Consider the following 25,013-nt stretch of genomic DNA (forward strand, 5'->3'; position numbering starts at 1 on the left):
ATTCAGAAAGAGAGATATGAATAATCAGCAAATTGGCAGTTTTGAAAAAACACTTCATAATACTGCCGTAAAGATTCATTACAAGCAAATAAAACTAAACAAAGAGCATCTATCTAAGTATTTGAATCCTAATCTATTTAATTCTTATTGTAAAAACGGTTGTCCAAATCATTCACAAAAATGGACTTGTCCTCCTTTTTGCCCTCCATTTGAAGAATATTCTAAAAATCATACTAGTATTTCCTTGTACTTATTTTACACTTCTCCTAAGCAATCCATTCAATTTGATGAAAAAGACAGGTCACTATCTGCTTACAATTTTATTAAAGAGGAACTACAATCTTTTTTAAGAAAAAAAGAATTGCCAAATGAAAAAATGATTGCTGCAAATAGCTGTGAATTTTGCAAAACTTGCAAAGTTGCAGAAGGCAAAGCATGCCATATTCCTGAGAAAATACGTTACAATTTGGTTGCCTTTGGTTTTGATGTTCGTGCAATAATGACTGATTTATTTCAGCACAAAATTGAATGGGCCAAAGAAAATAAAGTACCAAATATGGTTAGCAGTGTTGGTGCTATTTTAAACGCTCCTTGAAAGGCAGAAATGTCATAAAATCTGCATGGTGAACAATGTAAGCTTCGGTGCTTCTTTTTACCATATCACCTTCCCCTGCATGTGTCGCAATAATATGACAAACCTCTGGTGGAATTCCACACTCTTCGGCAAGAGAAACACCAGAGAAAGGATGTCTAATATATTTCCCATAGCTTCCTTGAATTGCATTGTTTTTTTCATCCAACACATACTCCAATAATTTCCCAACATCACATAGTATTGCACCTGCAACTACAACATCTAAATCAACAGGAAGTTCCTTTTTAAAAAAGGAATTCATTTTCTTACCACTCGCTTTAGCAATATGTACAACGCATTGTTTATGATCCATAAAACTCACCTTTAAATCTGGACCACAAAGCAATGTAAAAGGTATATTTTCTAAATCTTGTGCAGTAAGCACGCTTCTTTCCAAGGCAATTTCCCAAACTTTTGTAGTTTTCTCTTTTAGTATGTCGTCTTGAATCCACTCCAATTCGGGCCATAATTCTTTAACAACTTTTCTCATACCCATAGCTAGAATGTTTGGTTTTCAGTTTTGCTATAATTTCATCTGCCATTTGATAGGTTGAAGCAGCTCCTTTTTGAATAACATCAGGTTTTCCCGACATTTTCTTCATATCATATGTTTGAACTTTTCCTTCCAAAATAACTTCAGCAACTACCTCACGAATTCTTCTTGATATTTCTGTCTCTCCTAAATAATCTAACATCATACAAGCCGATTCTACCATTGCAATGGGATTAACAATTGAGGTTTTAAAATCAGCATATTTTGGTGCTGAACCATGGGTTGGCTCAAAAACAGCGATTCCATCTTCCGACATTTGTGCACTACAAGCAAAGCCCAGACCTCCAATCAATCCAGCAAAACCATCCGATACAATATCTCCAAACATATTTCCCGCAACAATAACGCCATAATACTCAGGATTTTTTGTCAACCACATCATTTGAGCATCGATATTGGTATTCCACAATTCAATTTCCGGAAATTGTTTTCTTTGAATCTCCTGAGCCAACTTAAACATCATCCCTGAAGTTTCTCGAATTACATTTGGTTTCTCACATACTGTTACTGATTTGTAAGAATTCTTTCTGGCATATTCAAAGGCAGCAGTAAGTATTCTACTGGTACCATTTTTAGTGAAAATTCTTGTGGAAATAGACAATTCATCTCTAGGAACATCTCCAAAATTCTTCACAAATTTCGGATGACTAGTTAGAGCTGCATAAACTGTATTATCAGGATTCGACCATTCAACACCTCCATACAAGCCTTCGGTATTTTGTCTAAAAATTACAACATCAACAATTGGCTCTTCAATTTTGCCTTCTTTTCCTCTTCGAATAAAATTGAGCGGATTTCCTTTGTAAGTTTTACATGGTCGAATACAAATATCTAACTTGAAATACTGACGTAAGCCAACAATCGGGCTAGAATAAACATATCCTTTATTTTTCAATTCAGGAGTCAATTCACTTGCTGCATCGTCTTTCGGTTTAGAAGTTATTGCTCCAAACAAGCCAATTTTGTGTTTCTCAAGCAAATCGATGGTGCGTTTTGGCAGTGGATTTCCTTCTTTACACCAAAATTCCCATCCAATGTCGGCCTCCACATAATTGGCTTCGAATCCGGCAGCCGTTAAAATTCTTATGGTTTCGTCGAGAACAACACGACCAATACCATCTCCAGGCATAGCTACTATGGTTCTTTTACTCATAACTTTAGATTTCACAAGTTAATCCATCGCCACATTCCTCTTCTTACAACAATTTACAACTGATTTATTTAGAAATAAAATTTGTTTTTTTTTGACAACAAAAAAGGCTCCAAAATGGAGCCTTTTTCAATGTCATATTACAGAATATCTATAAGGGGTTTTGTACAGAAACATGTACTTTTTTACTGATAATTCTTTTGTTCTGATAAGCTGTAGATTCAACAGCTACTATATTAATATCCTTATCGATATTAAAACCTTTCCCAACAGGTATTCTCAATTCTCCAACACCTGCAACTGTTTTCAGCTCTTTAATTCCTTTTCCGCCATTTTCAGGAAAGAATTTTCCATCAATTAATTTAGCCTGATAAAATTTCACCTTTTTACGACCAGTACTCAATTTAAATTTTAAAACATATTCTTGTTTCGTTTTTAGTAAATTGATTTTTTGTACTTCGATAGTAGGCGTTGATTTCTTCTTATCTGTTTTACTGATTTCTTTTAGCCCTATGCTTGCTAGGTTATCTTTGTAAAAAGCTTCTGATTTTAACTTTCCGTTCTCCCAAAACTTTCTTTGATAACCAGATTTCTTTCCTTTTATATAATCTGTTTCACGGTATACTTTCCCATCCTTGTAATACCATTTCACAACACCATGCTTCATGCCATCAACATAAGGAATGTCGTACTGTTTTTCACCAGACTTATAGAAAGTCTCGCTAATACCCACTTTTTTATTATTCTTATAATTTACGATAGACTTCAACTCTCCAGTATCAAAATAATACTTTTTAACACCATTTTTTATCTTAGGTTTTGATGCAATAGCATTTTCTTCTACCGCTTTCTCTTGTTTTTTTTCAGTCATCTGCTTTATAAAATCGCAAGAATTAAAAGCAAACAGAAGTATTAATAAGTAAGTAAGATTCTTCATTTATTTGTATTTTTTTGATGATGAAAGGTAATAGGAATTCCATTTGGATTCAATCGAAACTACACCTCATCAATTTCTGCTAGTTTTCCATATAAAACGAAGGCTTTCACATGCTCAAAACCAAGCTTTTGAATTAACTTTTTATAAGTCAAAACCTGCTTCTTGTGTGAATTTTCCTTTTTCTTCCCAAATTTAAAATCGATAACAATCGCTTCTTTTCCTTTGTAAATAACTCTATCTGGTCGCTGCACACCACCTTTTCCCAATAAAATATCCCGTTCGTTAACAACGGTCCAATCTTTAGAAAACCATTCTTCTACCATTGGATTTTCCAGTAACTCCTTTGCAAATTCTAAAACTTCATCAGCTTGTTTCTGATCAAGCTTCCCTTCAAATTGCAATAAACTCACTGCTTTTGTAACATCTTCCTTATATTCAATCAATTGAAATAGCTGATGCAGAATATTTCCTCTACTAACTGGTGAAAAAGTTTCTACCGATTCAGCTTCCGAAAAATCAAAATAATCTGCAGAATGTGCTCTTAACTTTAATCGATCATCTAGTAAAAAAGCTGGGTATTCTTTGCGCTTCTCTTTTTCTATTTGAATTGCATTAGACGGTCTCAATTCAAGTTCTCCCAACTCAAAACAAAACGTTTCTTTATTCCAATTATCGCTTAATGAAATAATATTATCTCCATTAAAGTCTGAAGAATAATTATCTGAATTTTCAAATGCATGAAGCATTACATCAGCAATATTTTTCAAATCTCTTTTTGCGGCAAGAGGAGAATAACTCACAAAAGCATCCTCGGCTCTCGTTAAAGCAACATAGAGTAAATTCAAATTATCAATATACGATTGTAGCTTTTCCGTAAAATATTCTTGGTAATAGATGGTTTCTTTCAATGTGCTGCTATAACGTACCGGAAGAACATCAAGCACATCAAAGCCTTCTACTTTCGGCTGACACCATAAAATATTTGCATGCTTGGTACTGTCTATTTCCCAACTACAAAATGGCAATAAAACAACTTTAAATTCTAGTCCTTTCGATTTGTGAATTGTCATGATTCGAATGGCATCCTGTTGATCCGAAACTGAAATTACTTCCTTGTCTTTTCTTTCCCCCCAATAAGTGACGAAAGAATTCAAATCAGGTGCATCGGTCTTTGTAAATCCCAATACTAAATCTTGAAAAGCCTCCAAAAAAGGAAAATCCTCCGCATGTTCATTCAACTTGAAAATCTGAATTAGCTTTTCAACTAAGTCATACAATGCTTGCCTTTTTAATTCTTCTACATTCGCAGTAAATTCTTCCGGAAAAATTGATTCGAATGATTTTTCCTCATGCGAGATTGCGTATAATTTATCTTGATCCTCATTTTCTTGCCTTTGAATATAAACTTGATATTCTTGTTGCAAAAAGCCTAAGTTGATTTTATCATCTGGAGAAACAAAAAAATTTAATAGATGTACCAAAAAATTAATTACTGAAGAATTCTTTAAGTAAAGAGAATCATTCGAAATCACATCGTAATTTACACCTTCCTTAGCCAGACTGCTTGCGCGATAAGCCATTAAGGTATCAGCAACAAGGCCTCCTTCTTTTCCATTTCTTACTAAAATGCAAATATCTCTTGCTTCATAACCTTTTTCCTGGAACTCTTCAATCTTTAAAGGCAAATCCTCAAGAACCTTCTCAATCCAATCTGATTCATTGTCTTTTTCTATAAAATTGGCTCTAACATAACCTGGATATTTCTTCTCATCTCCGGGGAAATGCTGATATACATCCTGATAAGCTCCTGTAATTTTTTCTTGCTCCTCTTTTAAGCCATCTGCAATTTCTGCAGGAATTGATCCATTGTAATTGTTTTGCAATGCTTGCGCTCCAATTGCAAAAAGGGCATTGTTAAAATTGATAACATTTCTGGAACTACGCCAATTGTAATTCAATGTTAATCCATTAACTCCAAAACTTTCAAAGTCCTGATCCAATTGCTCCGAGAGAATTTTCCAATCCCCATTTCTCCATCTATAAATAGACTGTTTAACATCCCCTACAACTAATGAATGCTTATCTTCGGCCAATGAGTTTGCAACCAATGGCCTAAAATTATCCCATTGCATAGATGATGTATCTTGAAACTCATCAATCATAAAATGTTGATATACATTTCCAATTTTCTCGTAAATAAATGGAGAATCATTATCTCCAATTATATTTCTAAGTAAACGACTGGCGTCTGATAAAAGAAAAATATTTTCACCCTCTGCATATTCTTGCACCTTTTTTGAAAGATCTGTTAGAATGCCAAGTGTATAAATATAACTAAGGGTTTTATCTGTCGATTTGTAGAGCATCGACTGTTCATCGTAATGGGAAACAGCCTTTTTCAATAAATCATTTAAACCTGCAGAGCATGCAGTTTCTACAGCCTTTTTAGTTTCTGAACTTGCCTTGCCAGTAGTCCATTTCTTAGGCGTATCGATCGCCGTTCGAGCTCTACTTCCCGGTTCCATTTTGCCACCTTTACCCAAATTTGACAAATAGCCAGCTACACCTGATTTTCCGTAAGCAAATTCAGACACATCCAATCCGTGCTGTGAAATAATTCTACGAACATCTTCTCCTATTTGAGAATAGAACTGTTCAAATTCATCTTTAATCTCCTTCAAAATTTTACGATAGGAACTTAAAAACTTCTTATCTGATAATTTCTCAACCAATTTATCCGAAAAATTTTTAAAATCCTCTTTAAAAATCTCATTCCCTACTCCTAAAATTTCTTGTTTAAAATTCCAGGTCTTTCCCTCTTTTATTTTCGATTCAGCAAAATCTGAAAGCCAGGCTCTCAACTGTGCATCTTCATCTACATCGAGAAACAATAAATCAACAACTTCATTTAAGACTTTACGTTGATCGAGCTCAATATTAAAGCCCATTTGCAAACCAATTTCTCGGGTAAAAGAGCGAACAACTTTTTGAAAAAAACTATCAATGGTTGTCACTGAAAACCGGCTGTAATCATGTAATAATCGATTAAGAATTTCTTTTGCCCGTAGCATTAATTCCTCCGGACTGAATCCATTCTTTTCGCATAATTCCTTAGCATAAGGAGACTTATCCGATTTGGATAGCAAATGAATCTCTTTAATAATCCTAGACTTCATTTCGTCAGTAGCCTTATTGGTAAAGGTTACAGCCAGAATACTTCTATAGTTTATAGCCTCCTCGAAAACAAGCTTAAGGTATTCTCTTGTAAGTGTATAGGTTTTCCCTGATCCAGCAGAAGCTCGATAAATGGATAATTCGGACATATGCTCTTTTTAATTTAATCCGAAAATAACAATAATATATTTTAGGAAGTAATCTAACAGATAATAAAGTATGCACACTTCATATTTTCTATTTCAAAGTAGAAAAATTACTTATTTATGAAAAAAAAATCATTTTACTTAATAATTTATAAAGTTTAATTTTTCATAAAATGATTTCACTTTGTCTAAAATTGAAAACCCCCATAAACAAAGGCTATAATAGTAAACACTAAGAATTACATCATGGATAACATAATTATTCAAATTAGTACCGACATAAAATTGACTTAACCAACTAGTATTGATATCTTCCATAAAATATCTTAACTTCTGTCTTGTTATCAAAATATTCACTTATAACCATTAATTATGAATAGAATTTTTACTCTTATTCTTTGTTGTATTTTATTTATCCCATCTTCTTATTCTCAAAAGCGAGAAATAAACGAGAATGGTAAATACAAAGGAATTATCAGAATTAAATTTGATGTAAAATCAGATCAAAAAGCAACAGCACTTAACCAACTGCTTGTTGAAAGAAAAAAACTAAAAGTAAAAAGTACTGAAGATTTTGTAAGAACTAACATTCCTAATCTGGACAAAGTAAACCAAAGATTTAAGGCAAATAAAATGCGACGAGTATTCCGCGATGCTGGAAAATTTGAAGCTAGACATAAAAAACATGGCTTACATTTATGGTACGAAGTTGAATTTAGTACTACAACTCCTGTTACACAGTTATTAAAATCGTATGAAGGCGTTGCGGAAATCTCTATTGCTGAAGGAATTAATGCTACTAGACAAATAACAGGTGTTCCTAGTACAGCAACGAACCTATCTGTAGCCCCTGCAGCCTTGCCATCAGGTACCAATGATCCTCTTTTTGGAGATCAGTGGCATTATGAAAACACAGGACAAAATGATGGAACAGCTGGTAAAGATATTAGCCTGTTAGAAGCTTGGCAAATTGAAACAGGAAATCCAAATGTAATTGTCGCTATTGAAGATGGTGGTATTGATTTTGACCATATTGATTTAGCTGCAAATATGTGGGTAAACCCAGGTGAAATTGCTGGAAATGGAATCGATGATGACAACAATGGTTACGTTGATGATATTTACGGGTACAACTTTGGAGATGATACTGGTGATATTTATGTTGGTGATCATGGAACACACGTTGCTGGAACTGTTGCTGCTGTATCTAACAATGGTGTTGGTGTTAGTGGTATCGCAGGAGGAAGCGGAAACAATGATGGTGTTCGCTTAATGTCATGTAATGTATTTAGTGCATCAACAGGCGGTTTTGCTGAGGCTTATTCTTATGCTGCTGATAATGGTGCTGTTATTTCTCAAAACAGTTGGAGTTATAGCTATCCTTACCAATACGATCAAGCTGTATTAGATGGTATCGATTACTTTATTGCCAATGCTGGTGGACCTAATGCTCCAATGAACGGTGGTATTGTTATTTTTGCCGCAGGTAACGACAACTCAGAAAGTAGATATTATCCAGCTTATTATGATAATGTATTATCTGTAGCTGCTACCAATAAGAATGATGAAAGATCTTATTATTCCAATTATGGAACTTGGGTTGATATTGCAGCTCCAGGTGGAGAATTAGAAACTACCAATGAAGATCCAACTGCTATCCATAGCACATATCCTAATGATAACTATGGAGTTATGCAAGGGACATCTATGGCTTGCCCACATGTTTCAGGAGTTGCTGCATTAGTTATTTCTAAATATGCGGGTAATATTACACCTACAGAACTTTGGAATAAACTTGTTGATAATACTGACCCAATAGATGATCTTAACGATTCTCGATATGCAGGAAAATTAGGTAGTGGTCGATTAAATGCATTCAAAGCACTTAGCGATGATAACTTACCTTCTGTTCCTTCTGGCTTAACTGCTACAAATGTAACACAAACTAGTTTTACAGTAGGTTGGACTGCAGTAAGTGGTGCTACCTCTTATGATCTTCAGGTTCGTGAAGAAGGAGGAACTTGGCAAACCATTAACACTTCAGAATTAACTTATGACTATTCTGGTGCAACAGCAGAAACAACTTATGAATTTCAAGTTAGAGCAAATAATGATGCTGGTTCAAGTGGTTATTCGGCAATGGCTTCAGTTATTACAGAAGCAGCTCCAACTGTGCCTGATGCTCCAGTTAATCTTAGCGCATCCAACATTACTTATAACTCAATAACAATAACCTGGGATGCAGTTGCGGATGCTGACGATTACGATCTTGATGTTAGACCTTCTGGTGGTTCTTGGACTACTGTTGCTTTAACTACTACAAGCTATGATTATTCAGGACTTGATGCAGAAACAACATATGAATTTCAAGTACGAGCTAATAATAGCATTGGTGCAAGTGCGAATTCAGACCTTGCTAGTGCAACTACCCTTGCTGCACCAACTGCTCCTGATGCTCCAGTAAATCTTAGTGCATCCAACATTACTTATAACTCCTTAACGGTAACTTGGGATGCTGTAACTGATGCTAATGATTACGATCTTGATGTTAGACCTGCTGGCGGTTCTTGGACTACTGTTGCTTTAGCTACAACAAGTTATGATTATACAGGTCTTGATGCTGAAACAACTTATGAATTTCAAGTACGAGCTAATAATAGCATTGGTGCAAGTGCTAATTCATCTCTTGTTAGTGCAACTACATTAGTTGCTCCTACAGCTCCTGAAGTACCAACTAATATCATTGCTTCAAGCATTACATTCAATTCCTTCACAATCAGTTGGGATGCAATGGCCGACACAGAAGATTATGATGTAAATGTAAGAGCTAGCGGTGGATCTTGGACAACTATTAATACTCTTGCTACTAGTTACGATTACAGTGGACTTGATGCAGAAACTACATATGAATTTCAAGTTAGAGCAAATAATGGAATTGGTTCAAGTGATTACTCTAACATTTCCAGTGCAACAACTCTTGTAGGACCTACTGCACCAGAAGTGCCAACAAATGTAATGGCATCTAACATCACTTATAACTCTTTAACCATTTCATGGGATGCAACGACTGATGCTGATGACTATGACGTAAACATGAGAGTTAGTGGTGGTACATGGACTGCTGTTAACGTAAGTGCAACAACTTATGATTTAACTGGACTAGATGCAGAAACAACATACGAATTTCAAGTAAGAGCAAATAATGGAATTGGGTCAAGTAGTTATTCTGTTGCTATAAGTGCAACTACTTTAGAAGCTCCAACGCCACCAGATGCTCCTGCTAATGTGATGGCATCTAATATTACATACAATTCGTTCACAATTTCTTGGGATGTAGCAGCTGATGCAGATAATTACGATCTTGATATTCGTGAAGAAGGTGGTAACTGGTCTAGCGTAAACACAAGCGCAACAACTTATGATTTCAGCTCAGCTTTGGCTTCCACTAACTATGAATTTAAAGTAAGATCTAATAATAGCATAGGATCGGGAGCTTATTCTGCAGTAGGATTACTTACTACTGAAGACATTCCTGTTCCTGCTATACCAACAGGAGTTCTTGCTTCTGACATTACATCCAACTCTTTCACAATTTCATGGAACAGTGCAGAGTTCGCAAACAACTACGATGTTCAAATTAGAGAACAAGGCGGAAATTGGGAAACTTTTACTACTTCAGCAACGGATTTAAGTTACAATACAGCTATGGCTGAAACTACTTATGAATTCCAAGTACTAGCAAGTAATACAAGTGGTTCTAGTGATTATTCGGCTTTACAATCTTTAACTACTCTTGCCGAAGCATCAACTCCAGACTATTGTGATTCTTATGGTAAGGCAACTCGTTATGAATATATCGATTTAGTAGAATTTGCAGATATGAGCAATCCTTCTGGAGATGATGGAGGTTATGGTGATTATACTGGAATGGTAGCAAACGTAGCTCCAGGAAATAGTTACACTTTAAATTTCTCTTCAGCTTACAAATCGAGAACGTATACAACTAACTGGAAAATCTATATTGATTTTAACCGCGATGGTGAATTCACAACCAACGAAAGAGTTGTTTCAGGTTATTCCGCTAGTTCAGGAGTATCAAGTTCTAATGTTTCCGTTCCAGCTGGTGCCGCTTTAGGTCAAACAAGAATGAGGGTTATTCTTAAACACAGAAGAGCAGCTAGAACAGCTTGTGATATTTTCAGTCAGGGAGAAGTAGAAGATTACACGATCAACATCAGTAATTCTGCTCCTGCTATGGCTACAAAATCTTCATCTTTTGGATTTACAAGTCCACTTAGTCAAACTCCTCCAATCGAAGAGTTGAAATTGTATCCAAATCCAGCTAAAGATTATGTAAGTCTTTATATTCAAGGTAATATTCAATCAAAAGTTAGAATTAGCTCTTTAACAGGAAAGACAATTCGAATTTTAACTCTTGACCAAGAGGATAACCGAATTGATGTTTCTAATCTTCCATCTGGAATGTATTTTATTTCAATCGAAGATGGAGAAGAAATCATCTCTAAAAAATTAATTAAATTATAAAATCAATTAATCAGAATTAAAACGGACCGGTAACATAACCGGTCCGTTTTTTTTATGGTCCAACCTGTAACCTTTTCATTACCTAAACGTTTCTCTATTACAAACTCTTATCATTTGATTCATTCAAGACTGCAAAGACAAAGTTCAATTTATAAATTTGTTTGATCATGAAAAAGATTCTTTTTTTCGCCATAACAAGCTTATTTCTGTATGGCTGTGCTACTCAATCAGCATTTAAAAAACCGATTCCTATTAATGATACCAATTCTGAAATACTGGCAGAAGATAGTACTGAATATGAGCTACTAATTCTAGATATTGGTTTTGAATCATGGTTGGCTACTAGAAGTTCTATCGCCACGGCACATTCCAATACCTATTATAAAAATTGGAATCATATTTACGTGACAGAATGGAACCAAAAGCACCTTCAAGGTCATCCTTATTTCGAGAATTACATAAGTTATGATCCTTTTGAAGATTATGGATTTGATATCAATTATAAACTTTACAATTACTTTCTATTTGTAGAAGAAAAAACAGGAATATCTCTGGTTAGAAGATAAAAAAAGGGAAGAATCAAATAATTGATTCTTCCCTTTTATAATATCTAGGACTGCTTTACTAGTTCAAAAATTCAATTAGAATTTATAAGCTAATCCAAGTCCTACAATTTCCTTAAACTGAATTTTTGGTCCCTTGTTCATTCCTTCATCATCAATATACTCAACATCATCGTCATATACTAACGTGGTATTGATAGAAGCTGTTAGGAACTTATTAACTTTCATGTTAATCATCAAGTCCCAATTCACATCAATATTTCCAAACGTCTCAGAATAATTAGAAAATAAATCTAAAGTAGATTTAAAATTCACATTTTTCATGATATCCTTATTCACAGCCAATTTTGTAAAAGCGCCAGCATCTGATAAGTCATCATCGTTTACAACTGTTGTTTTTCCTGTGATAGGAGAAATATATGCTGAGAATGTTTCATTTGGCTTATAATCCATACCCAGTGATAGTAAAATATAAGCAGGAGCCATAAAATTAGACACTTTCACATCCGATTCATCCTCATTTTTTGCATAGTTATAGCCTTTAGCAAATTGTGTTTTAAAATCCAGTAAGGCTGTGTAGAACCAATGTCCACCATTTTTATATCCATATTTCGATGTAAAATCAATTTTATCGATACTTTTTCGAACACCTTCATCGCCTTGCTTCACCAAGCCGTATTCAAGTTTCATTACATTCTCCCAACTATTTTTCCCTTTGTTAAAATTTGCAAAAACATCTAAAATAGCATTGGTCGAAATGGCATTGTCACCACCACCAGACCAATTACTTAAAGAAGTCTGTGAAAATGTTAAAGCAGCCGTACCGCCCTTTTTCCAGTATGAGGTATCCTGTTTTTCCTGTGCGGAAACAAATATAGCTACAAAAGAAAGTAGCAATGTAAAACTAAGTTTTTTCATTTTTATTGTATTTAATAAACTAATGATTTAGGGTGGCATAATAAAATCACCCTACATAAAACATTATCGAAGTTAAGTCATTTTTCGATTCTAAAAAAATACATAAGTAACTTTACATGTTAAATTATTCCCAATTCGTCAGGGACAATTGGCACTAAGCCAAAATTTGAATACTTTTGCAATCTGAAACGAAGGAGAATTAGAAATGACAAAAAAAGTTGTAATTGGGTTGTCGGGTGGTGTTGACTCAAGCGTAGCAGCCTATTTACTTAAAGAGCAAGGCTACGAAGTTGAGGCTTTATTTATGCAAAACTGGAATGATACAGTTGGGCTTAAATCTGAAGAATGCCCTTTTGAAGAGGATGTTCTTTTTGCTCAAATGGTTGCTAAAAAATTAGGTATTCCATTCCATTTTGTCGATTTAAGCACAGAATATCGTGCTCAGGTGATCGACTATATGTTTTCGGAATATGAGCAGGGACGTACGCCTAATCCAGATGTTCTCTGTAATCGTGAAATTAAGTTTGATGTATTCTTGAAGAAAGCTCTTGAACTTGGTGCTGATTACGTTGCAACAGGACATTATTGTCGAAAAGAAACAAAAATTGTTGATGGTAAGGAAGTTTATAGTCTGTTAGCAGGTGTAGATAACAATAAAGATCAAAGTTATTTTCTTTGTCAGCTTTCGCAGGAACAGTTATCAAAAGCTATGTTTCCAATTGGAGAAATTGAGAAGCCTGAAGTAAGAGAAATCGCCAGAAAAGCTAAACTAGCATCTGCAGAGAAGAAAGATTCTCAAGGTATTTGTTTTGTTGGGAAAGTAGATTTGCCTGTTTTCTTGCAACAGAAACTTAAGGCTAAGAAAGGTAAGATCATTGAAATCTTGCCTGAAAAAGCAGATGAAATAGTTCCGAAATCAGATTCATTGGAAGCTATATCAATGCCTTATGAATTTAAACCAGAACATGGAAATGTTGTTGGCGATCACAATGGTGCCCATTTCTTTACTGTTGGTCAGAGAAAAGGTTTAAATGTTGGCGGGAAAAAAGAACCATTATTTGTAATTGGTACTGATGTTGTGAAAAACATTATTTACGTTGGCATGGGGCATGGACATCCTTTACTTGAAAGAAAAGCTTTGTTTATTCCAAAGAAAGAAATTCACTGGATTCGTGAAGATTTAATGCCAAATGAAGAATGTGAGAGACGTTACGATATTCGAATTCGTTACCGTCAGCCTTTACAAAAGGGAACCATTTACTTTAAGAAAGATGGCTTGTATATTCTATTTGATGAACCGCAACGTGCTGTTGTTGCAGGCCAATTTGCTGCCTGGTACGATGGAGATGAGCTAATTGGTTCTGGAGTAATTGACTAATCTCAAAAACATATAAATAAAAAAAGGCATCCTGTTGGATGCCTTTTTTTATTCATATATCTTAAGCATTTACTGCTTCAATTTTCTCGAAACATAAACAAAAAACTCGACTGCAGCTATAAACAGTAAGGTATAACCGAACAATTCACTTCCTTCTTCCACAGCATTTTTTACCCAACGTTGTACTGGCTCTAATTTCTCAACATCAAATAAAGCTCTCCAAACCTTTTTGGTTCCAAACAAACGAGAGAAAACAAATACACTCAGAAAACCAGCAATAAAAGTTCCAAATGCCGGTGTTGTGAAAAACTCTTCCAAATTCTCCCATATTTGCTTTTTCTGACGATAAGCCAAAAATACAGCAATAGCCAAAACAAGCATAGCAAAAGGAAACCAAGCGCCATGGTAAAGTTGATCGAAATAAACATCTAATTCTCTGATTAGAGCAACCAAAGCACCACCTCCAAAAAGGTAAGATATTGCCTTATGTGATTTCGAACGAATACCAGCCAATATAAAAGTTAAACTAGTTAGCAACAAAAACAATTGTTGCATCCACTCTGTTGAAGATCCTTCTCCAAACTTAATACCATCGACAAGAATTCCTGCATCGCTTTTGATAACTAATGCAGAAGCCACAACAGGAATAGCATACAATACTACTCGAACAGCAGCGTAAATAATTGGTTTTAGATTCATTCTTATAATATATTTATGAAATAGTTTTTATTAATATTTTTCCTGATCGTATCACAAATATCGATTGATTAACGATTAAAACAAAAGTAGACAGAGAAAGCCATCATTACAAATTGCAAGGTTCCTATCAAACTAATTTGATAAATTCTGCCCATTGGATGGGTTCGTTCTACTGGTTTTTTAATCAAACTTGATTTAAAATACTTTTGCAGTAAAAAATAGCCTAAATACGCCATTCCAATTCCAATTAAAGAGCCAACAAGAATATCTGCCGGGTAATGAACCCCCAAATAAATTCGAGAATAAGAAACGATTATTGCCCAAAATATCAGAAAAACACTGGTAATTCTATTCTTTATAATCAAGCTGGCAAGCACAGCTAATCCAAATGAATTTGCTGCATGCGAGGAAACAAAACCATATTTACCTCCTGTATATCCTTGTACCAAATTAACCATATGACTAAAATCTGGATCTCTTGATGGTCTAAACCTTTTAAACAGTGGTTTAAAAATTCCAGAAGCTATTTGATCGCTTACTACGATTACCAAAACTAAACTGATAAGAATCAAACCACCTTTTCTCCAGCCATAAGTGTTTAAAATACAACCAATAAGCACAATGTAAAACACATACCACATTTCCTTTTCAGAAATTAGCCTCATTAAATAATCCCAAAAATAATGTTGTTGCCCATTTAGTAACAATAACAATTCTTTATCAAGGTTAATTAACCATTCTAACATGAATTTCGTTTTTAGTTTTGATCTGTCACAACAAGTAATTCATCTGTACATTAACTTGTAGATAATGCCATTTTAATTGTTGTGTCCAAAAATAAGTAAATTATTTAAGATGCTCTTGTGCCCAAGCTAAATCCTCAGGTTTTCCGAGATCTGTCCATATTTCTGAACAATCCTTATAGGCCAGAATTTTCTCTTCTTTTGCCAATCGCAAATACAAATCAATAATCGAGAACTTCCCATTCTCTGTTATTAATGAGAAAAGATTTGGGTCAATTAGATGGATTCCACTAAATGCCATTGGCTGGGATTTATTCATGTCATCTCTTGCTTCTTTTATTTCTCCAGTCTTGCAATTCTTCCAGCCTGTAAGCTGATTTTTAGTATTAAAATACAAATATCGACTGCTCGTTCTCTCGCGCATTACCATACTCACTAAAGCATCGCTTTTTGTATGTTGATCAATCAGTTCATTCAAATCTAAGGAAGATAAAACATCAACATTATAGATTAATACGGGAGCATTCGGAATAAATAAATCAGCTGCTTTTTTTAATCCCCCACCTGTATCCAATAACTCATCTCTTTCATCGGATATGCGAATATCAATGCCAAAGTTCCTATTTACACGAAGAAATTCCTCGATAAGGTCGGCATAATGATGAACGTTGATTACAATTCGATCGACCTTTAATTCAATCAATTTTAAAATGGCTCTTTCCAAAAGAGGTTTTCCTGCTAATTCAACCAAAGCCTTAGGCTTGTTATCGGTGAAAGGTTTAAGGCGAGTCCCTAAACCTGCAGCAAATATCATGGCGTTTAACATCTATATCAGTTTTCAGTGAACGGTTATCAGTGAACTGTGAAAACCACATTAAATCACTATTAGTAAACACATTACTGGATTTTCTTATTGCTTTTTCTTTTTTGCATCGCACAATCGTTTTACATTTTTTGCGACACGATTGCATTTTTTGCAGATAAAATTCTCCGCATTGCAAATTTTTTCTGCGTACTCCTCAGGAGACAATTTACAACGTTTCTTGGCCATAATTAACTTCCTTCTATTTCTCTTTCAATATGTCTTAAACTGATATTCACATCGAATTTCTCTTGTAGATGTTTTGCTAAACTATCTGCTGAAAATACGGATCGATGTCTTCCTCCGGTACAACCAAAGCTCACCTGTAAATTAGCAAAATTGCGTGCGATATATTTATCTACACTCATATCAACAATAGAAAAAACCGAAGTTAAAAACTCATCCATTTCGCTCTTTTCTTTAAAAAAGTCAATTACTGGCTGATCTTTCCCTGTCATTTCAACATATTCCTGATACCTTCCTGGATTGTGAATTGCTCTACAATCGAAAACAAATCCTCCACCGTTAGTCGTTTTATCCAAAGGAATCCCTCTACGGTACGAAAAGCTATTTATTTCAACATGTAATTTTGGCTTCTCTTCTTTCCCAACTTCTTTTAAAAAATCAGAAGCAATAACAGATTTTAGTGCTTTTACCAATTCCGGCAATTCAACAGGAATATCCATACGATTCAATATGGTTTCCAAATTGCGTAAGGCAAATGGAATCGACTTTAAGAAATGTTCTTTTCTTTCGTAGAAACCTCTAAAACCATACGCTCCCATTGCTTGCATGATTCTTACCAGAACGTAGCCTTGGAAAAATGATCCAAATGCTTTCGGATCTACATCCTGAACTTTCTGAATCTCTTGCAAATAAAAATCAAACAACTCATCGCGAACCTCTTGTGGCAAATCTGCCTTTGCATCGTATAATAAAGAAGCTAAATCGTATTGTAGCGCCCCTTTTCTTCCTCCCTGATAATCAATAAACCAAGGTTCACCGTTTACCAACATGATATTTCTTGATTGAAAATCGCGATACAAAAAGTAATCTCGTGGAGCATCTAATAAATAATCTGAAAATTTCTGAAAATCGTCTTCCAACAATTGTTCATCAAAAGGAATTTTAGCCAATTTCAGAAAATAATATTTGAAGTAATGTAAATCCCAAATCATTGATTGTTTATCGAAACTATCTCTAGGATAACAGGCACTATAATCTAAACCGTCACTTCCCTCCGTCTGAAAACGAACCAATTGAGTAATGATTTTCTTGTAAATCAAAACCAAATCGGTCGCAAATCCTTCACCAATTCGTAGGTGTAAGATGTAATCGAATAAGGTTGTATTTCCTAAATCCTGCAAAAGGTAAATATCTTGTTCTGCATTTTCATGATATATTTCAGGAACAGATAAACCTTTCGATGCGAAATGCTTGCTGAAACTGATAAATGCATTATTCTCTTTTTTATCGGCGTTATACGCACCCAAAACAGTTCTTTTCTCTCCAATTAATCGAATGTATTCACGATAAGAACCTGATTGTGGTAAGATTTCTGTCTCCACAACTTTGTCGTCTGCCCACTCTTCAAATAGTTGAATTAGAGCATTTTTTGTTTCCTCTTTCAAATCTAATATATTTTAAGGTTCCTATTTTTTTTACTGATCATCAAATTTACAAAAAGATATAGCACAATAGTACTTCAATCAAAAGTGCTGGAAGCATATTTAAGACTTTTATCTTTTTTATTTCAAGAATACTTATTCCCAAACCTATAATTAATATTCCTCCAACTCCAGCTATCTCATTAATAATTACTTCTGGAATCACTTCACCAAACAAGGCAGCTAACAAAGTTAAACCTCCTTGATAAATCAGCAATGGAATAACTGAAAAAATTACACCAACGCCCATCACTGCTGCTAATGCAATGGCTGAAAATCCATCCATTACAGATTTAGTCATTAATAAAGTTGGCTCCTTTCCCATTCCTTCTTCAATACTTCCTAAAATGGTTAAAGTTCCCAAACAGAAAAGCATAAAAGCCGTTACGAAACCAGTCGAAAATTTATCTTCCTTACTACCAATCTTCCTTTTTAATAGTTCGCTCAAGTTTTCAACTCGTTCTTCTAAACGTAATCCTTCTCCAATTAAGGATCCAACGACAAGGCTGAATACCATTAATAAAAGTTCGTTAGCCTTTAAAGCCATGCTCACACCAAGATACAAAGTAAAAACTCCAATTGCCTGAAAAACAATCTTAAACATTCGTTCTGGAATCTTTGTACGAAACAAAAGGCCTATACTACCACCTATGATTATTGCTATAACATTTACGAGTGTTCCTATCATAAAAGATTAAATTTACTAAAAAGCTAAAAATACAGAAATTATCGAAAGCTGCCCTTAATCTATGAAAAAGCTTTTGCACAAATCAGTATTAATTTTCTCTATCCGGATATGACGAATAGCATATTTCCAAACCGAGATATTCCTTATCTTGTGGCTCTAAACAAACACCTAGAAAAACTCAAATACTATGAAAAGATTTTTTGTATTTGCCTTAATGCTTGTGGGCATTTCGCTTTTTGCAAAGGCACAATATGCTGATTATTTTACTTCAGCAACCATGCGATTGGACTACAATCATGTTGGAAATTCAGGAGAAGAACATTTTGCATTCGATCAAATGGTGAACGATGGCGAATGGGCAGGTAGTAAAACAGTCTTGATTGATGAACTTAAATTAGGAAAGTATTTTTTCGAAGTGAAAGATGCAAAATCTGGCGAACTACTATATTCACGTGGATTTGCAAGTATTTACGGCGAATGGGAAACAACTCCTGAAGCTGATAAAGAATGGGCTAGTTTCCACGAATCACTTCGTTTTCCATGGCCCAAAGCTGAGGTTAATGTCACTATTTCAAAACGTAATATCAAGAATGGCTTCGATCCTGTTTGGACATACAAAGTAAATCCAAAACACCACCGAGCATTTATTAGTCCAGTTAAAGATCATTATAATACGATTGATATTGTTGTAAACGGAAAACCTGAGAAACAAGTTGATATTGTGGTTCTTGGTGAAGGTTACGCCAAAGAAGATATGGGCAAATTCAAAAAGGATGCTCAACGATTCGCAGAGGTTCTTTTAAACACAGAGCCATATGCTTCTTTTAAGAACAAGTTTTCAATCAGAGCAGTTGAAACGCCATCACCCGATTCAGGGGTAAATCACCCACATCAGGATATTCACACACGTTCTGCACTATCTGTTACTTACGGTGCTTTCGATTCTGAGCGTTATGCATTAGGTTACGACAACAAGACAATTCGTAATGCTGCCGCTGCTGTTCCTTACGAATTTACTGCTATTTTAATGAATGACTCTATTTATGGCGGAGGCGGTATTTACAACCTTTATATTACTGCTGCGGTTAATAATGCTTTTCAGGAATACTTATTTGTTCATGAATTCGGACATCATTTTGCTGACTTAGCTGATGAATATTATACTTCTGCTACCTCATATGAAATGGATGCAGAACACATGGAACCATGGGAGTTAAATGTAACAGCTAATCCTGATCCAGAAACCATCAAGTGGAAAGATATTGTAACTGAAGGCACACCTATCCCAACACCTTGGGAAAAAGAAAAGTATGATGAGCACAGTATTGCTATTCAGAAAAAACGTGTAGAAATGCGTAAAGCCAAAGTTGAAGAGAAAGTTATGGAAGAATTCTTTATCAAAAAAAGAACGTGGGATGATAAGCTTTTATCAAACATGAAACATAGTGGTGAAGTTGGTGCATTCGAAGGTGCGCAGTATAAGGCAACCGGCTTATACAGAAGTGCTGCCAATTGTATCATGTTTACACGTCACGATGAATTTTGTCCAGCTTGTCAACGTGCTATCAAACTCATTATCGATCAATATTCGAACTAGAAATACAAAAAAGGCTGTCCAAATGGACAGCCTTCAATCTACTATTATATACGCAACTATAGATTTACATCAACAAATCTAGTCTAGAGAAACAACGGCTTTCACAACACCTGTCTTAGGATCAAGCCACGTTTTAAAATCTTCAATCATATTCTCAAATTTCGCTCTGTGCGTAATTAAAGAATTTACATTTACCTTACCAGCTTTCATCGAATCCACTACGTGATCGAAATCCTCACGAGTCGCATTTCTACTACTTCTTAGAGTTGTCTCTCTTTTGTGAAATTCAGGATGTGAGAAACTAAAAGTATCCAACTGTAATCCTACCATAGTGATTCTTCCACTATGAGCAAGGAAGTTTAGATTACCTTCAATAGCTCTTTTGTTTCCAGTAGCATCGATGATAGCAGTTACCATATCGCCACCAGTAATCTCTTTAATAACTTCTAAAGGATTGTTTAGTGCATTAACTGTATAATCAACACCAAAGTGTTCTTTTGCGAACTCAAGACGATTATCCTGAACATCCAAAGCAATTACTTTAGCTCCTTGAATCTTTGCAAAAGCCATAGCTCCTAATCCAATTGGACCAGCACCTGTTACCAAAACAAATTCATCTTTTTTGATTTCTGTAATGCGAATTGAATGCGCACCAACAGCCATTGGCTCAACCATAGCCAACTCGTCGTAACTCATTCCCTGACCATGAATCAAAGCATATTCAGGTACATTCATATACTCTCCCATTCCGCCATCAATATGAACTCCGGCAACTTCGATAGTAGTACAACAGTTTGGCTTACCAGCTCTACAAGCAACACAATCTCCACAAGGAAAATAGGGAATAAAAGTAACAGCTTCACCATTTTCGAAACCTTTATCGTTAGCTGCAATATCAACGATATCTCCAGCTAATTCATGTCCTAGTACTCTTGGGTAAGAAAAGAATGGCTGTGTTCCTTCAAAAGCATGTAAATCGGTTCCACAAATACCTATTCTCTTTATTTTTAATAAAGCATTCCCCTCTTTTCTTTCGGGTTGAGATTGATCTTGCATCTCGAACTTACCTGGTTCTAAACATACTAATTGCTTCATTTTTATATTTTTTAAAGTCCTAATTTATAAATACGTTCCATTAACTGCCATTTTTCATCGGCACTGGCATCGGCTGATGTATTCTGAAAACGAGCAACATAAGCTTCCCATTCTGACTGGCGTGGCTTGGTAGCCAATTCAGTCATTGCTATGTCGTGATCAAAATCAGCAAGTGTGTCCATAATCATGAACAATTGGTTTTTAACAATGTAGATTTCCATATCAATGATACCAACATCTAACATTCCTTGAGTAATTTCAGGCCATGCAGCACCAGCTGCATGAACCTCTTTGTATTCTTTAATCAGTTTGTCATCATTTTTCAAACAAAGTGATTTACAATATCTTTTATAGTTATTTGTATTCGACATTTCCTTTAAATTAAGCCATGTGAATTTTCACTGTTCTGTATCCGTAAAAAGCGATTAAAACAAAACAGATTAGTGGTAAAATAAATGAGAAGTTAACTGCTGGCATATCGAAAACAGTTTCCATATCGATAATAGCAGCCTGAATTTTTGGTAAGAAAGTACCACCAACAATTGACATGATTAATCCTGCAGCTCCAAATTTGGCATCATCGCCCATTCCTTCTAAAGCAATACCATAAATGGTAGGGAACATTAGTGACATACAAGCTGAAACACCAATTAGACAATACAATCCAGAGATTCCTTGCAACATAATTGTTCCTGTTGCTAAAACAACTCCACCAATTGCTAAATACTGTAGCAATCTTCCTGGTTTGATATATTTTAACATGAAAGTACATACGAAACGAGCAACTAAGAAAAAGAACATCGCTAGAATGTTATACAACTGAGCAATGTGCGCAGCAGCTCCTTCGGTTAGTCCATTAGCTCCTTTTCCTGAAACAATAATATCTCTTACACTATCGGAAAGAAATCCTAATGAGTTAACAATACTTAACCAACCCGATTCAAGATCGTGAGGCGTTAAACCACCTTTAACGAAAATACGCTGACCGTACTGAACGATGAATGTCCAACACATAATCTGTGCTCCAACATAAAACATCTGAGCAATAACACCCTCGCGATACTTACGGATTTTGAATAGTTTCGCTAACGTTCCAAAAAGATTCAAGCTATGATCTGCATCTTCATTCTTTGGCATTTTTACCAATGCAATAATGATGAACATGGCAATAATTACCAATCCAATAGCAATATAAGGAGTACTTAAAATACTAAGATCACTCATTTTTACCGCTTCAAATTCTGCTGGAGATAAGGCAGTTCTTGCTTCAGCACCACGAGGATCAAGACGAGCCTGAATCACTGTAGTCGCAATAAACATTCCTGTTAAAGAACCCATTGGATTAAAAGCCTGTGCTAAATTTAAACGACGAGTAGCTGTAGAGTCAGCTCCCATAGATAGAATGTATGGATTTGCACTGGTTTCCAAGAATGACAAACCACAAGTCATTACGAAATAAGCAATCAAAAATGGATAATACATTCCTAAAGCACTTGCTGGAAGAAATAACAATCCACCTGTTGCATATAATCCTAATCCGACAAGAATACCTGCCTTATAAGTGTACTTTCTGATGAATAAAGCTGCTGGAAAAGCCATTGCTCCATATCCACCGTAAAAAACTACTTGTACCCAAGTACCTCCACTTGCTCCCATGTTAAAAATTCGGGAAAAAGCTTCTACCATTGGGTTGGTAATATCATTGGCAAATCCCCAAAGTGCAAAACAGAATGTTATTAAAACAAACGGGATTAATACTGCCCTCGAAACTACTTTATCTTTTGTGCTCACTGTTGTATTTTTAGGTTTAAATTCGGTTAATTCTCTCTACTTATCCTAATGCTTGCTTATTTAACAAGTACGTTACGCGAAGCAACTACATTATCAGTAATCTCGTTAAAGATTTCTTCGCTCAATACTCCTTCGTCCCAAGCATCAAGTAAATCAGCCAATTGAGCCTTTGTATGAGGACCAACAACTACACGATCAGCCTCTTCCATAGAGAATAAGTAACGCAATGCCAATCTTGACAATGGTATGTTGTGTTTCTTCGCAATCTCGTTTGTTTTCATTGCAGTATCAACATCCAAATTCGTGATCCACTCATTGTTTGGTCTGTCTTCGTTATACATATCCAAACGTCTTCCTAATAAGCCCATGTGCAAAGCAGAAGCTGCATAGTATGCAATATTTTCTTCACGGATTTGAGGAATATCTTTTTCGAAACCAGCTAGGTTACAAGCATCCATTTTCAAAAATCCAGACAATACATCAAAATTATCTTTGATCATGTGTGGGTAAAAACGATCAATTGGGTTTCCTCCAATTCCTAACATACCAACAATTCCTTCTTTCTTGAAAGACTGTAAACAATCCATAATCTCATCCATTTTTTCAACTGGAACCAAATGTGGCTCATGTAAAAATAACAGATCAATTCTATCAATACCTAAAACCTCAAGACTCTCATGAACACTTCTTTTCATTGTCTCTGGAGAATAGTCTACGATGCAATCATCAGCTTTTTCAGCTCTTAAACGACCAACTTTAGTACTGATAAATGGCTTATCACCTTCCCATTGACGCAAAGCTTTTCCTAGATAAGTTTGAGACATGTTATAAGATGGAGCTGTGTCAAAAACACGAACACCTCTTTCCAAAGCGTACATCATAGCGTCAACAGCAACACTTTCTTCAACAGGACTCCACACACCACCCAAACCAGAACATCCACATACCAAGCGGCTCTGACCTGAGAAAAAACTACTGTTCTTATAATCTCCTTTTATATATGTCGGTTTTGTATTCATTTTGTTTTAATTTTTTAGTTGATAAAATTCAATTGCATTACCTCCAAGAATAGCTTCCTGTTCTGCGGTAGTATATTTCTTAATTTTTCTGATAATCAAGTTCATTACCTTCTGGTAAGAACCAGCCAAAGTACAAACTGGCCAATCCGATCCGATCATTAATCGATCAGGACCAAAAGCTTCCAACACAACATCCAAATAGGGATTTATGTCTTCTTCTGTCCAATTCGTCCAATCTGCTTCGGTAACGATTCCGGATAACTTACAAGAAACATTTGGCAAAGCAGCAATTTTGCGAATCCCATCAGCCCAATCATCCATCTTTTGATCTTTAATTTCAGGCTTCGCAATGTGATCCAATACAAACTTCTGATTTGGAAATTTAGCTGCAAACTCAGCACTTGGCTTCAAGTGTTTTGCAAAAATTAGAATGTCGTAAGTAAAGCCGAACTCTTCTAATAAGGCGATGCCATTGCAAAATTTCTCCCCTAATATGAAATTATCATCCTGCTCATCCTGAACAACGTGACGAAATCCTTTTAAGACAGGAAACTTGCTATAATATTCTAATCTTTCGCGTAAATTATCTGCTCTCAAATCAATCCAACCTACAACTCCTTTTATGAATTGGTTCTTCTCTGCTAAACCAATTAAAAAATCGGTTTCTGCTTCGGTTTGATCTGCTTGTACAGCAACGCATCCATCAAAATCAATAGCCTTCAAATTGATTTGCAAATCCTTAGGTGCAAAATCATTTTGAAGAACAGCCATTTCATCCGATATCCAGCTATGTTTTTCAGGACAGTAATTCCAGAAATGCTGATGGGAGTCAATTTTTTGTACTTTCATAAGCT

General features: G+C 35.2%; 20 protein-coding genes. 5 read left to right on the plus strand and 15 right to left on the minus strand.

Annotated features, from left to right (window positions below; translation table 11 throughout):
- Nucleotides 1-16 precede the first annotated feature (16 nt).
- Nucleotides 17-595 (plus strand): DUF2284 domain-containing protein, encoded by a 579-nt coding sequence (locus L3049_RS05635; RefSeq protein ID WP_275108824.1) that lies wholly within the window; start codon nt 17-19, stop codon nt 593-595.
- On the opposite strand, the gene L3049_RS05640 is transcribed toward L3049_RS05635, so the two are convergent.
- The 4 genes from L3049_RS05640 to L3049_RS05655 all read right to left on the minus strand — a co-directional run bounded on the left by L3049_RS05640 (nt 576) and on the right by L3049_RS05655 (nt 6,597).
- Entirely contained in the window at nt 576-1,130 is a 555-nt protein-coding gene (locus L3049_RS05640) for an HD domain-containing protein (protein WP_275108825.1), read from the minus strand. The genes L3049_RS05635 and L3049_RS05640 overlap by 20 nt on opposite strands.
- Nucleotides 1,108-2,340 (minus strand): isocitrate/isopropylmalate dehydrogenase family protein, encoded by a 1,233-nt coding sequence (locus tag L3049_RS05645; RefSeq protein ID WP_275108826.1) that lies wholly within the window; start codon nt 2,338-2,340, stop codon nt 1,108-1,110. The genes L3049_RS05640 and L3049_RS05645 overlap by 23 nt, the downstream gene beginning before the upstream one ends.
- Before the next feature lie 148 nt (nt 2,341-2,488).
- Nucleotides 2,489-3,274, minus strand: a complete 786-nt coding sequence (locus tag L3049_RS05650) for a toxin-antitoxin system YwqK family antitoxin (RefSeq protein WP_275108827.1) — start codon at nt 3,272-3,274, stop codon at nt 2,489-2,491.
- Between the two features lie 59 nt (nt 3,275-3,333).
- Nucleotides 3,334-6,597 (minus strand): UvrD-helicase domain-containing protein, encoded by a 3,264-nt coding sequence (locus L3049_RS05655; protein ID WP_275108828.1) that lies wholly within the window; start codon nt 6,595-6,597, stop codon nt 3,334-3,336.
- Between the two features lie 369 nt (nt 6,598-6,966).
- On the opposite strand from L3049_RS05655, the gene L3049_RS05660 reads away from it, so the two are divergent.
- Both L3049_RS05660 and L3049_RS05665 read left to right on the plus strand, forming a co-directional pair.
- Entirely contained in the window at nt 6,967-11,139 is a 4,173-nt protein-coding gene (locus L3049_RS05660) for a fibronectin type III domain-containing protein (protein ID WP_275108829.1), read from the plus strand.
- A 167-nt stretch (nt 11,140-11,306) separates the two neighbouring features.
- On the plus strand, nt 11,307-11,705 hold the full coding sequence (locus L3049_RS05665; protein WP_275108830.1) for a DUF6146 family protein: 399 nt from the start codon (nt 11,307-11,309) through the stop codon (nt 11,703-11,705).
- A 75-nt stretch (nt 11,706-11,780) separates the two neighbouring features.
- On the opposite strand, the gene L3049_RS05670 is transcribed toward L3049_RS05665, so the two are convergent.
- A complete protein-coding gene (locus L3049_RS05670) occupies nt 11,781-12,620 on the minus strand; it encodes a DUF3078 domain-containing protein (protein WP_275108831.1) in 840 nt (279 codons plus the stop codon).
- A 205-nt stretch (nt 12,621-12,825) separates the two neighbouring features.
- Between L3049_RS05670 and mnmA the strand changes: the two genes are divergently transcribed.
- Nucleotides 12,826-13,998 carry a tRNA 2-thiouridine(34) synthase MnmA gene (mnmA, locus tag L3049_RS05675; RefSeq protein WP_275108832.1) on the plus strand — a complete coding sequence of 391 codons (1,173 nt, stop codon included), beginning with the start codon at nt 12,826-12,828 and terminating at the stop codon, nt 13,996-13,998.
- 69 nt (nt 13,999-14,067) lie between these two features.
- Here mnmA and L3049_RS05680 read toward each other — a convergent pair whose 3' ends face one another.
- From L3049_RS05680 to L3049_RS05700, 5 genes are all read right to left on the minus strand, one after another.
- A complete protein-coding gene (locus L3049_RS05680) occupies nt 14,068-14,697 on the minus strand; it encodes a hypothetical protein (RefSeq protein WP_275108833.1) in 630 nt (209 codons plus the stop codon).
- A gap of 68 nt (nt 14,698-14,765) precedes the next feature.
- Nucleotides 14,766-15,443, minus strand: a complete 678-nt coding sequence (locus L3049_RS05685; protein ID WP_275108834.1) for a phosphatase PAP2 family protein — start codon at nt 15,441-15,443, stop codon at nt 14,766-14,768.
- A gap of 100 nt (nt 15,444-15,543) precedes the next feature.
- The gene (locus tag L3049_RS05690; RefSeq protein ID WP_275108835.1) at nt 15,544-16,266 is read right to left on the minus strand and encodes a nucleotidyltransferase family protein; all 723 of its coding nucleotides are present in this window, start codon (nt 16,264-16,266) and stop codon (nt 15,544-15,546) included.
- A 227-nt stretch (nt 16,267-16,493) separates the two neighbouring features.
- Nucleotides 16,494-17,933 carry a RapZ C-terminal domain-containing protein gene (locus tag L3049_RS05695; protein WP_275108836.1) on the minus strand — a complete coding sequence of 480 codons (1,440 nt, stop codon included), beginning with the start codon at nt 17,931-17,933 and terminating at the stop codon, nt 16,494-16,496.
- A 46-nt stretch (nt 17,934-17,979) separates the two neighbouring features.
- Nucleotides 17,980-18,657, minus strand: a complete 678-nt coding sequence (locus L3049_RS05700) for a DUF554 domain-containing protein (protein WP_275108837.1) — start codon at nt 18,655-18,657, stop codon at nt 17,980-17,982.
- Between the two features lie 187 nt (nt 18,658-18,844).
- On the opposite strand from L3049_RS05700, the gene L3049_RS05705 reads away from it, so the two are divergent.
- Nucleotides 18,845-20,254, plus strand: a complete 1,410-nt coding sequence (locus L3049_RS05705) for a M64 family metallopeptidase (protein ID WP_275108838.1) — start codon at nt 18,845-18,847, stop codon at nt 20,252-20,254.
- A gap of 78 nt (nt 20,255-20,332) precedes the next feature.
- Here the strand turns inward: L3049_RS05705 and L3049_RS05710 are convergent, their stop codons facing one another.
- The 5 genes from L3049_RS05710 to L3049_RS05730 are packed head-to-tail and all read right to left on the minus strand — an operon-like array spanning nt 20,333 to nt 25,008.
- Entirely contained in the window at nt 20,333-21,349 is a 1,017-nt protein-coding gene (locus L3049_RS05710; protein WP_275108839.1) for a zinc-binding alcohol dehydrogenase family protein, read from the minus strand.
- An 11-nt stretch (nt 21,350-21,360) separates the two neighbouring features.
- Nucleotides 21,361-21,720, minus strand: coding sequence for an L-rhamnose mutarotase (locus L3049_RS05715; protein ID WP_275108840.1), 360 nt, complete (start codon nt 21,718-21,720; stop codon nt 21,361-21,363).
- 10 nt (nt 21,721-21,730) lie between these two features.
- The gene (gene fucP / locus L3049_RS05720) at nt 21,731-23,140 is read right to left on the minus strand and encodes an L-fucose:H+ symporter permease (protein WP_275108841.1); all 1,410 of its coding nucleotides are present in this window, start codon (nt 23,138-23,140) and stop codon (nt 21,731-21,733) included.
- Nucleotides 23,141-23,196: 56 nt separating this feature from the next.
- Nucleotides 23,197-24,159: an aldo/keto reductase gene (locus L3049_RS05725; RefSeq protein ID WP_275108842.1), complete on the minus strand. Its 963-nt coding sequence runs from the start codon at nt 24,157-24,159 to the stop codon at nt 23,197-23,199.
- 6 nt (nt 24,160-24,165) lie between these two features.
- Complete coding sequence (locus L3049_RS05730; RefSeq protein ID WP_275108843.1) at nt 24,166-25,008, minus strand: amidohydrolase family protein; 843 nt, start codon at nt 25,006-25,008, stop codon at nt 24,166-24,168.
- Between the last annotated feature and the right edge of the window lie 5 nt (nt 25,009-25,013).

The organism is Labilibaculum sp. DW002, assembly GCF_029029525.1.
In the GTDB taxonomy this organism is placed as follows: Bacteria; Bacteroidota; Bacteroidia; order Bacteroidales; family Marinifilaceae; genus Paralabilibaculum; species Paralabilibaculum antarcticum.

Excerpts from the sequence above, each read along its gene's own strand:
- L3049_RS05725 (WP_275108842.1), bottom strand. The coding sequence starts at position 24,159 with ATGAATACAAAACCGACATATATAAAAGGAGATTATAAGAACAGTAGT.
- L3049_RS05655 (WP_275108828.1), bottom strand. The coding sequence starts at position 6,597 with ATGTCCGAATTATCCATTTATCGAGCTTCTGCTGGATCAGGGAAAACC.
- L3049_RS05665 (WP_275108830.1), top strand. The coding sequence starts at position 11,307 with ATGAAAAAGATTCTTTTTTTCGCCATAACAAGCTTATTTCTGTATGGC.
- L3049_RS05730 (WP_275108843.1), bottom strand. The coding sequence starts at position 25,008 with ATGAAAGTACAAAAAATTGACTCCCATCAGCATTTCTGGAATTACTGT.
- L3049_RS05715 (WP_275108840.1), bottom strand. The coding sequence starts at position 21,720 with ATGTCGAATACAAATAACTATAAAAGATATTGTAAATCACTTTGTTTG.
- L3049_RS05660 (WP_275108829.1), top strand. The coding sequence starts at position 6,967 with ATGAATAGAATTTTTACTCTTATTCTTTGTTGTATTTTATTTATCCCA.
- L3049_RS05645 (WP_275108826.1), bottom strand. The coding sequence starts at position 2,340 with ATGAGTAAAAGAACCATAGTAGCTATGCCTGGAGATGGTATTGGTCGT.
- mnmA (WP_275108832.1), top strand. The coding sequence starts at position 12,826 with ATGACAAAAAAAGTTGTAATTGGGTTGTCGGGTGGTGTTGACTCAAGC.
- L3049_RS05635 (WP_275108824.1), top strand. The coding sequence starts at position 17 with ATGAATAATCAGCAAATTGGCAGTTTTGAAAAAACACTTCATAATACT.
- L3049_RS05700 (WP_275108837.1), bottom strand. The coding sequence starts at position 18,657 with ATGATAGGAACACTCGTAAATGTTATAGCAATAATCATAGGTGGTAGT.
- L3049_RS05690 (WP_275108835.1), bottom strand. The coding sequence starts at position 16,266 with ATGTTAAACGCCATGATATTTGCTGCAGGTTTAGGGACTCGCCTTAAA.
- L3049_RS05685 (WP_275108834.1), bottom strand. The coding sequence starts at position 15,443 with ATGTTAGAATGGTTAATTAACCTTGATAAAGAATTGTTATTGTTACTA.
- L3049_RS05710 (WP_275108839.1), bottom strand. The coding sequence starts at position 21,349 with ATGAAGCAATTAGTATGTTTAGAACCAGGTAAGTTCGAGATGCAAGAT.
- L3049_RS05670 (WP_275108831.1), bottom strand. The coding sequence starts at position 12,620 with ATGAAAAAACTTAGTTTTACATTGCTACTTTCTTTTGTAGCTATATTT.
- L3049_RS05640 (WP_275108825.1), bottom strand. The coding sequence starts at position 1,130 with ATGGGTATGAGAAAAGTTGTTAAAGAATTATGGCCCGAATTGGAGTGG.
- L3049_RS05705 (WP_275108838.1), top strand. The coding sequence starts at position 18,845 with ATGAAAAGATTTTTTGTATTTGCCTTAATGCTTGTGGGCATTTCGCTT.
- L3049_RS05650 (WP_275108827.1), bottom strand. The coding sequence starts at position 3,274 with ATGAAGAATCTTACTTACTTATTAATACTTCTGTTTGCTTTTAATTCT.
- L3049_RS05680 (WP_275108833.1), bottom strand. The coding sequence starts at position 14,697 with ATGAATCTAAAACCAATTATTTACGCTGCTGTTCGAGTAGTATTGTAT.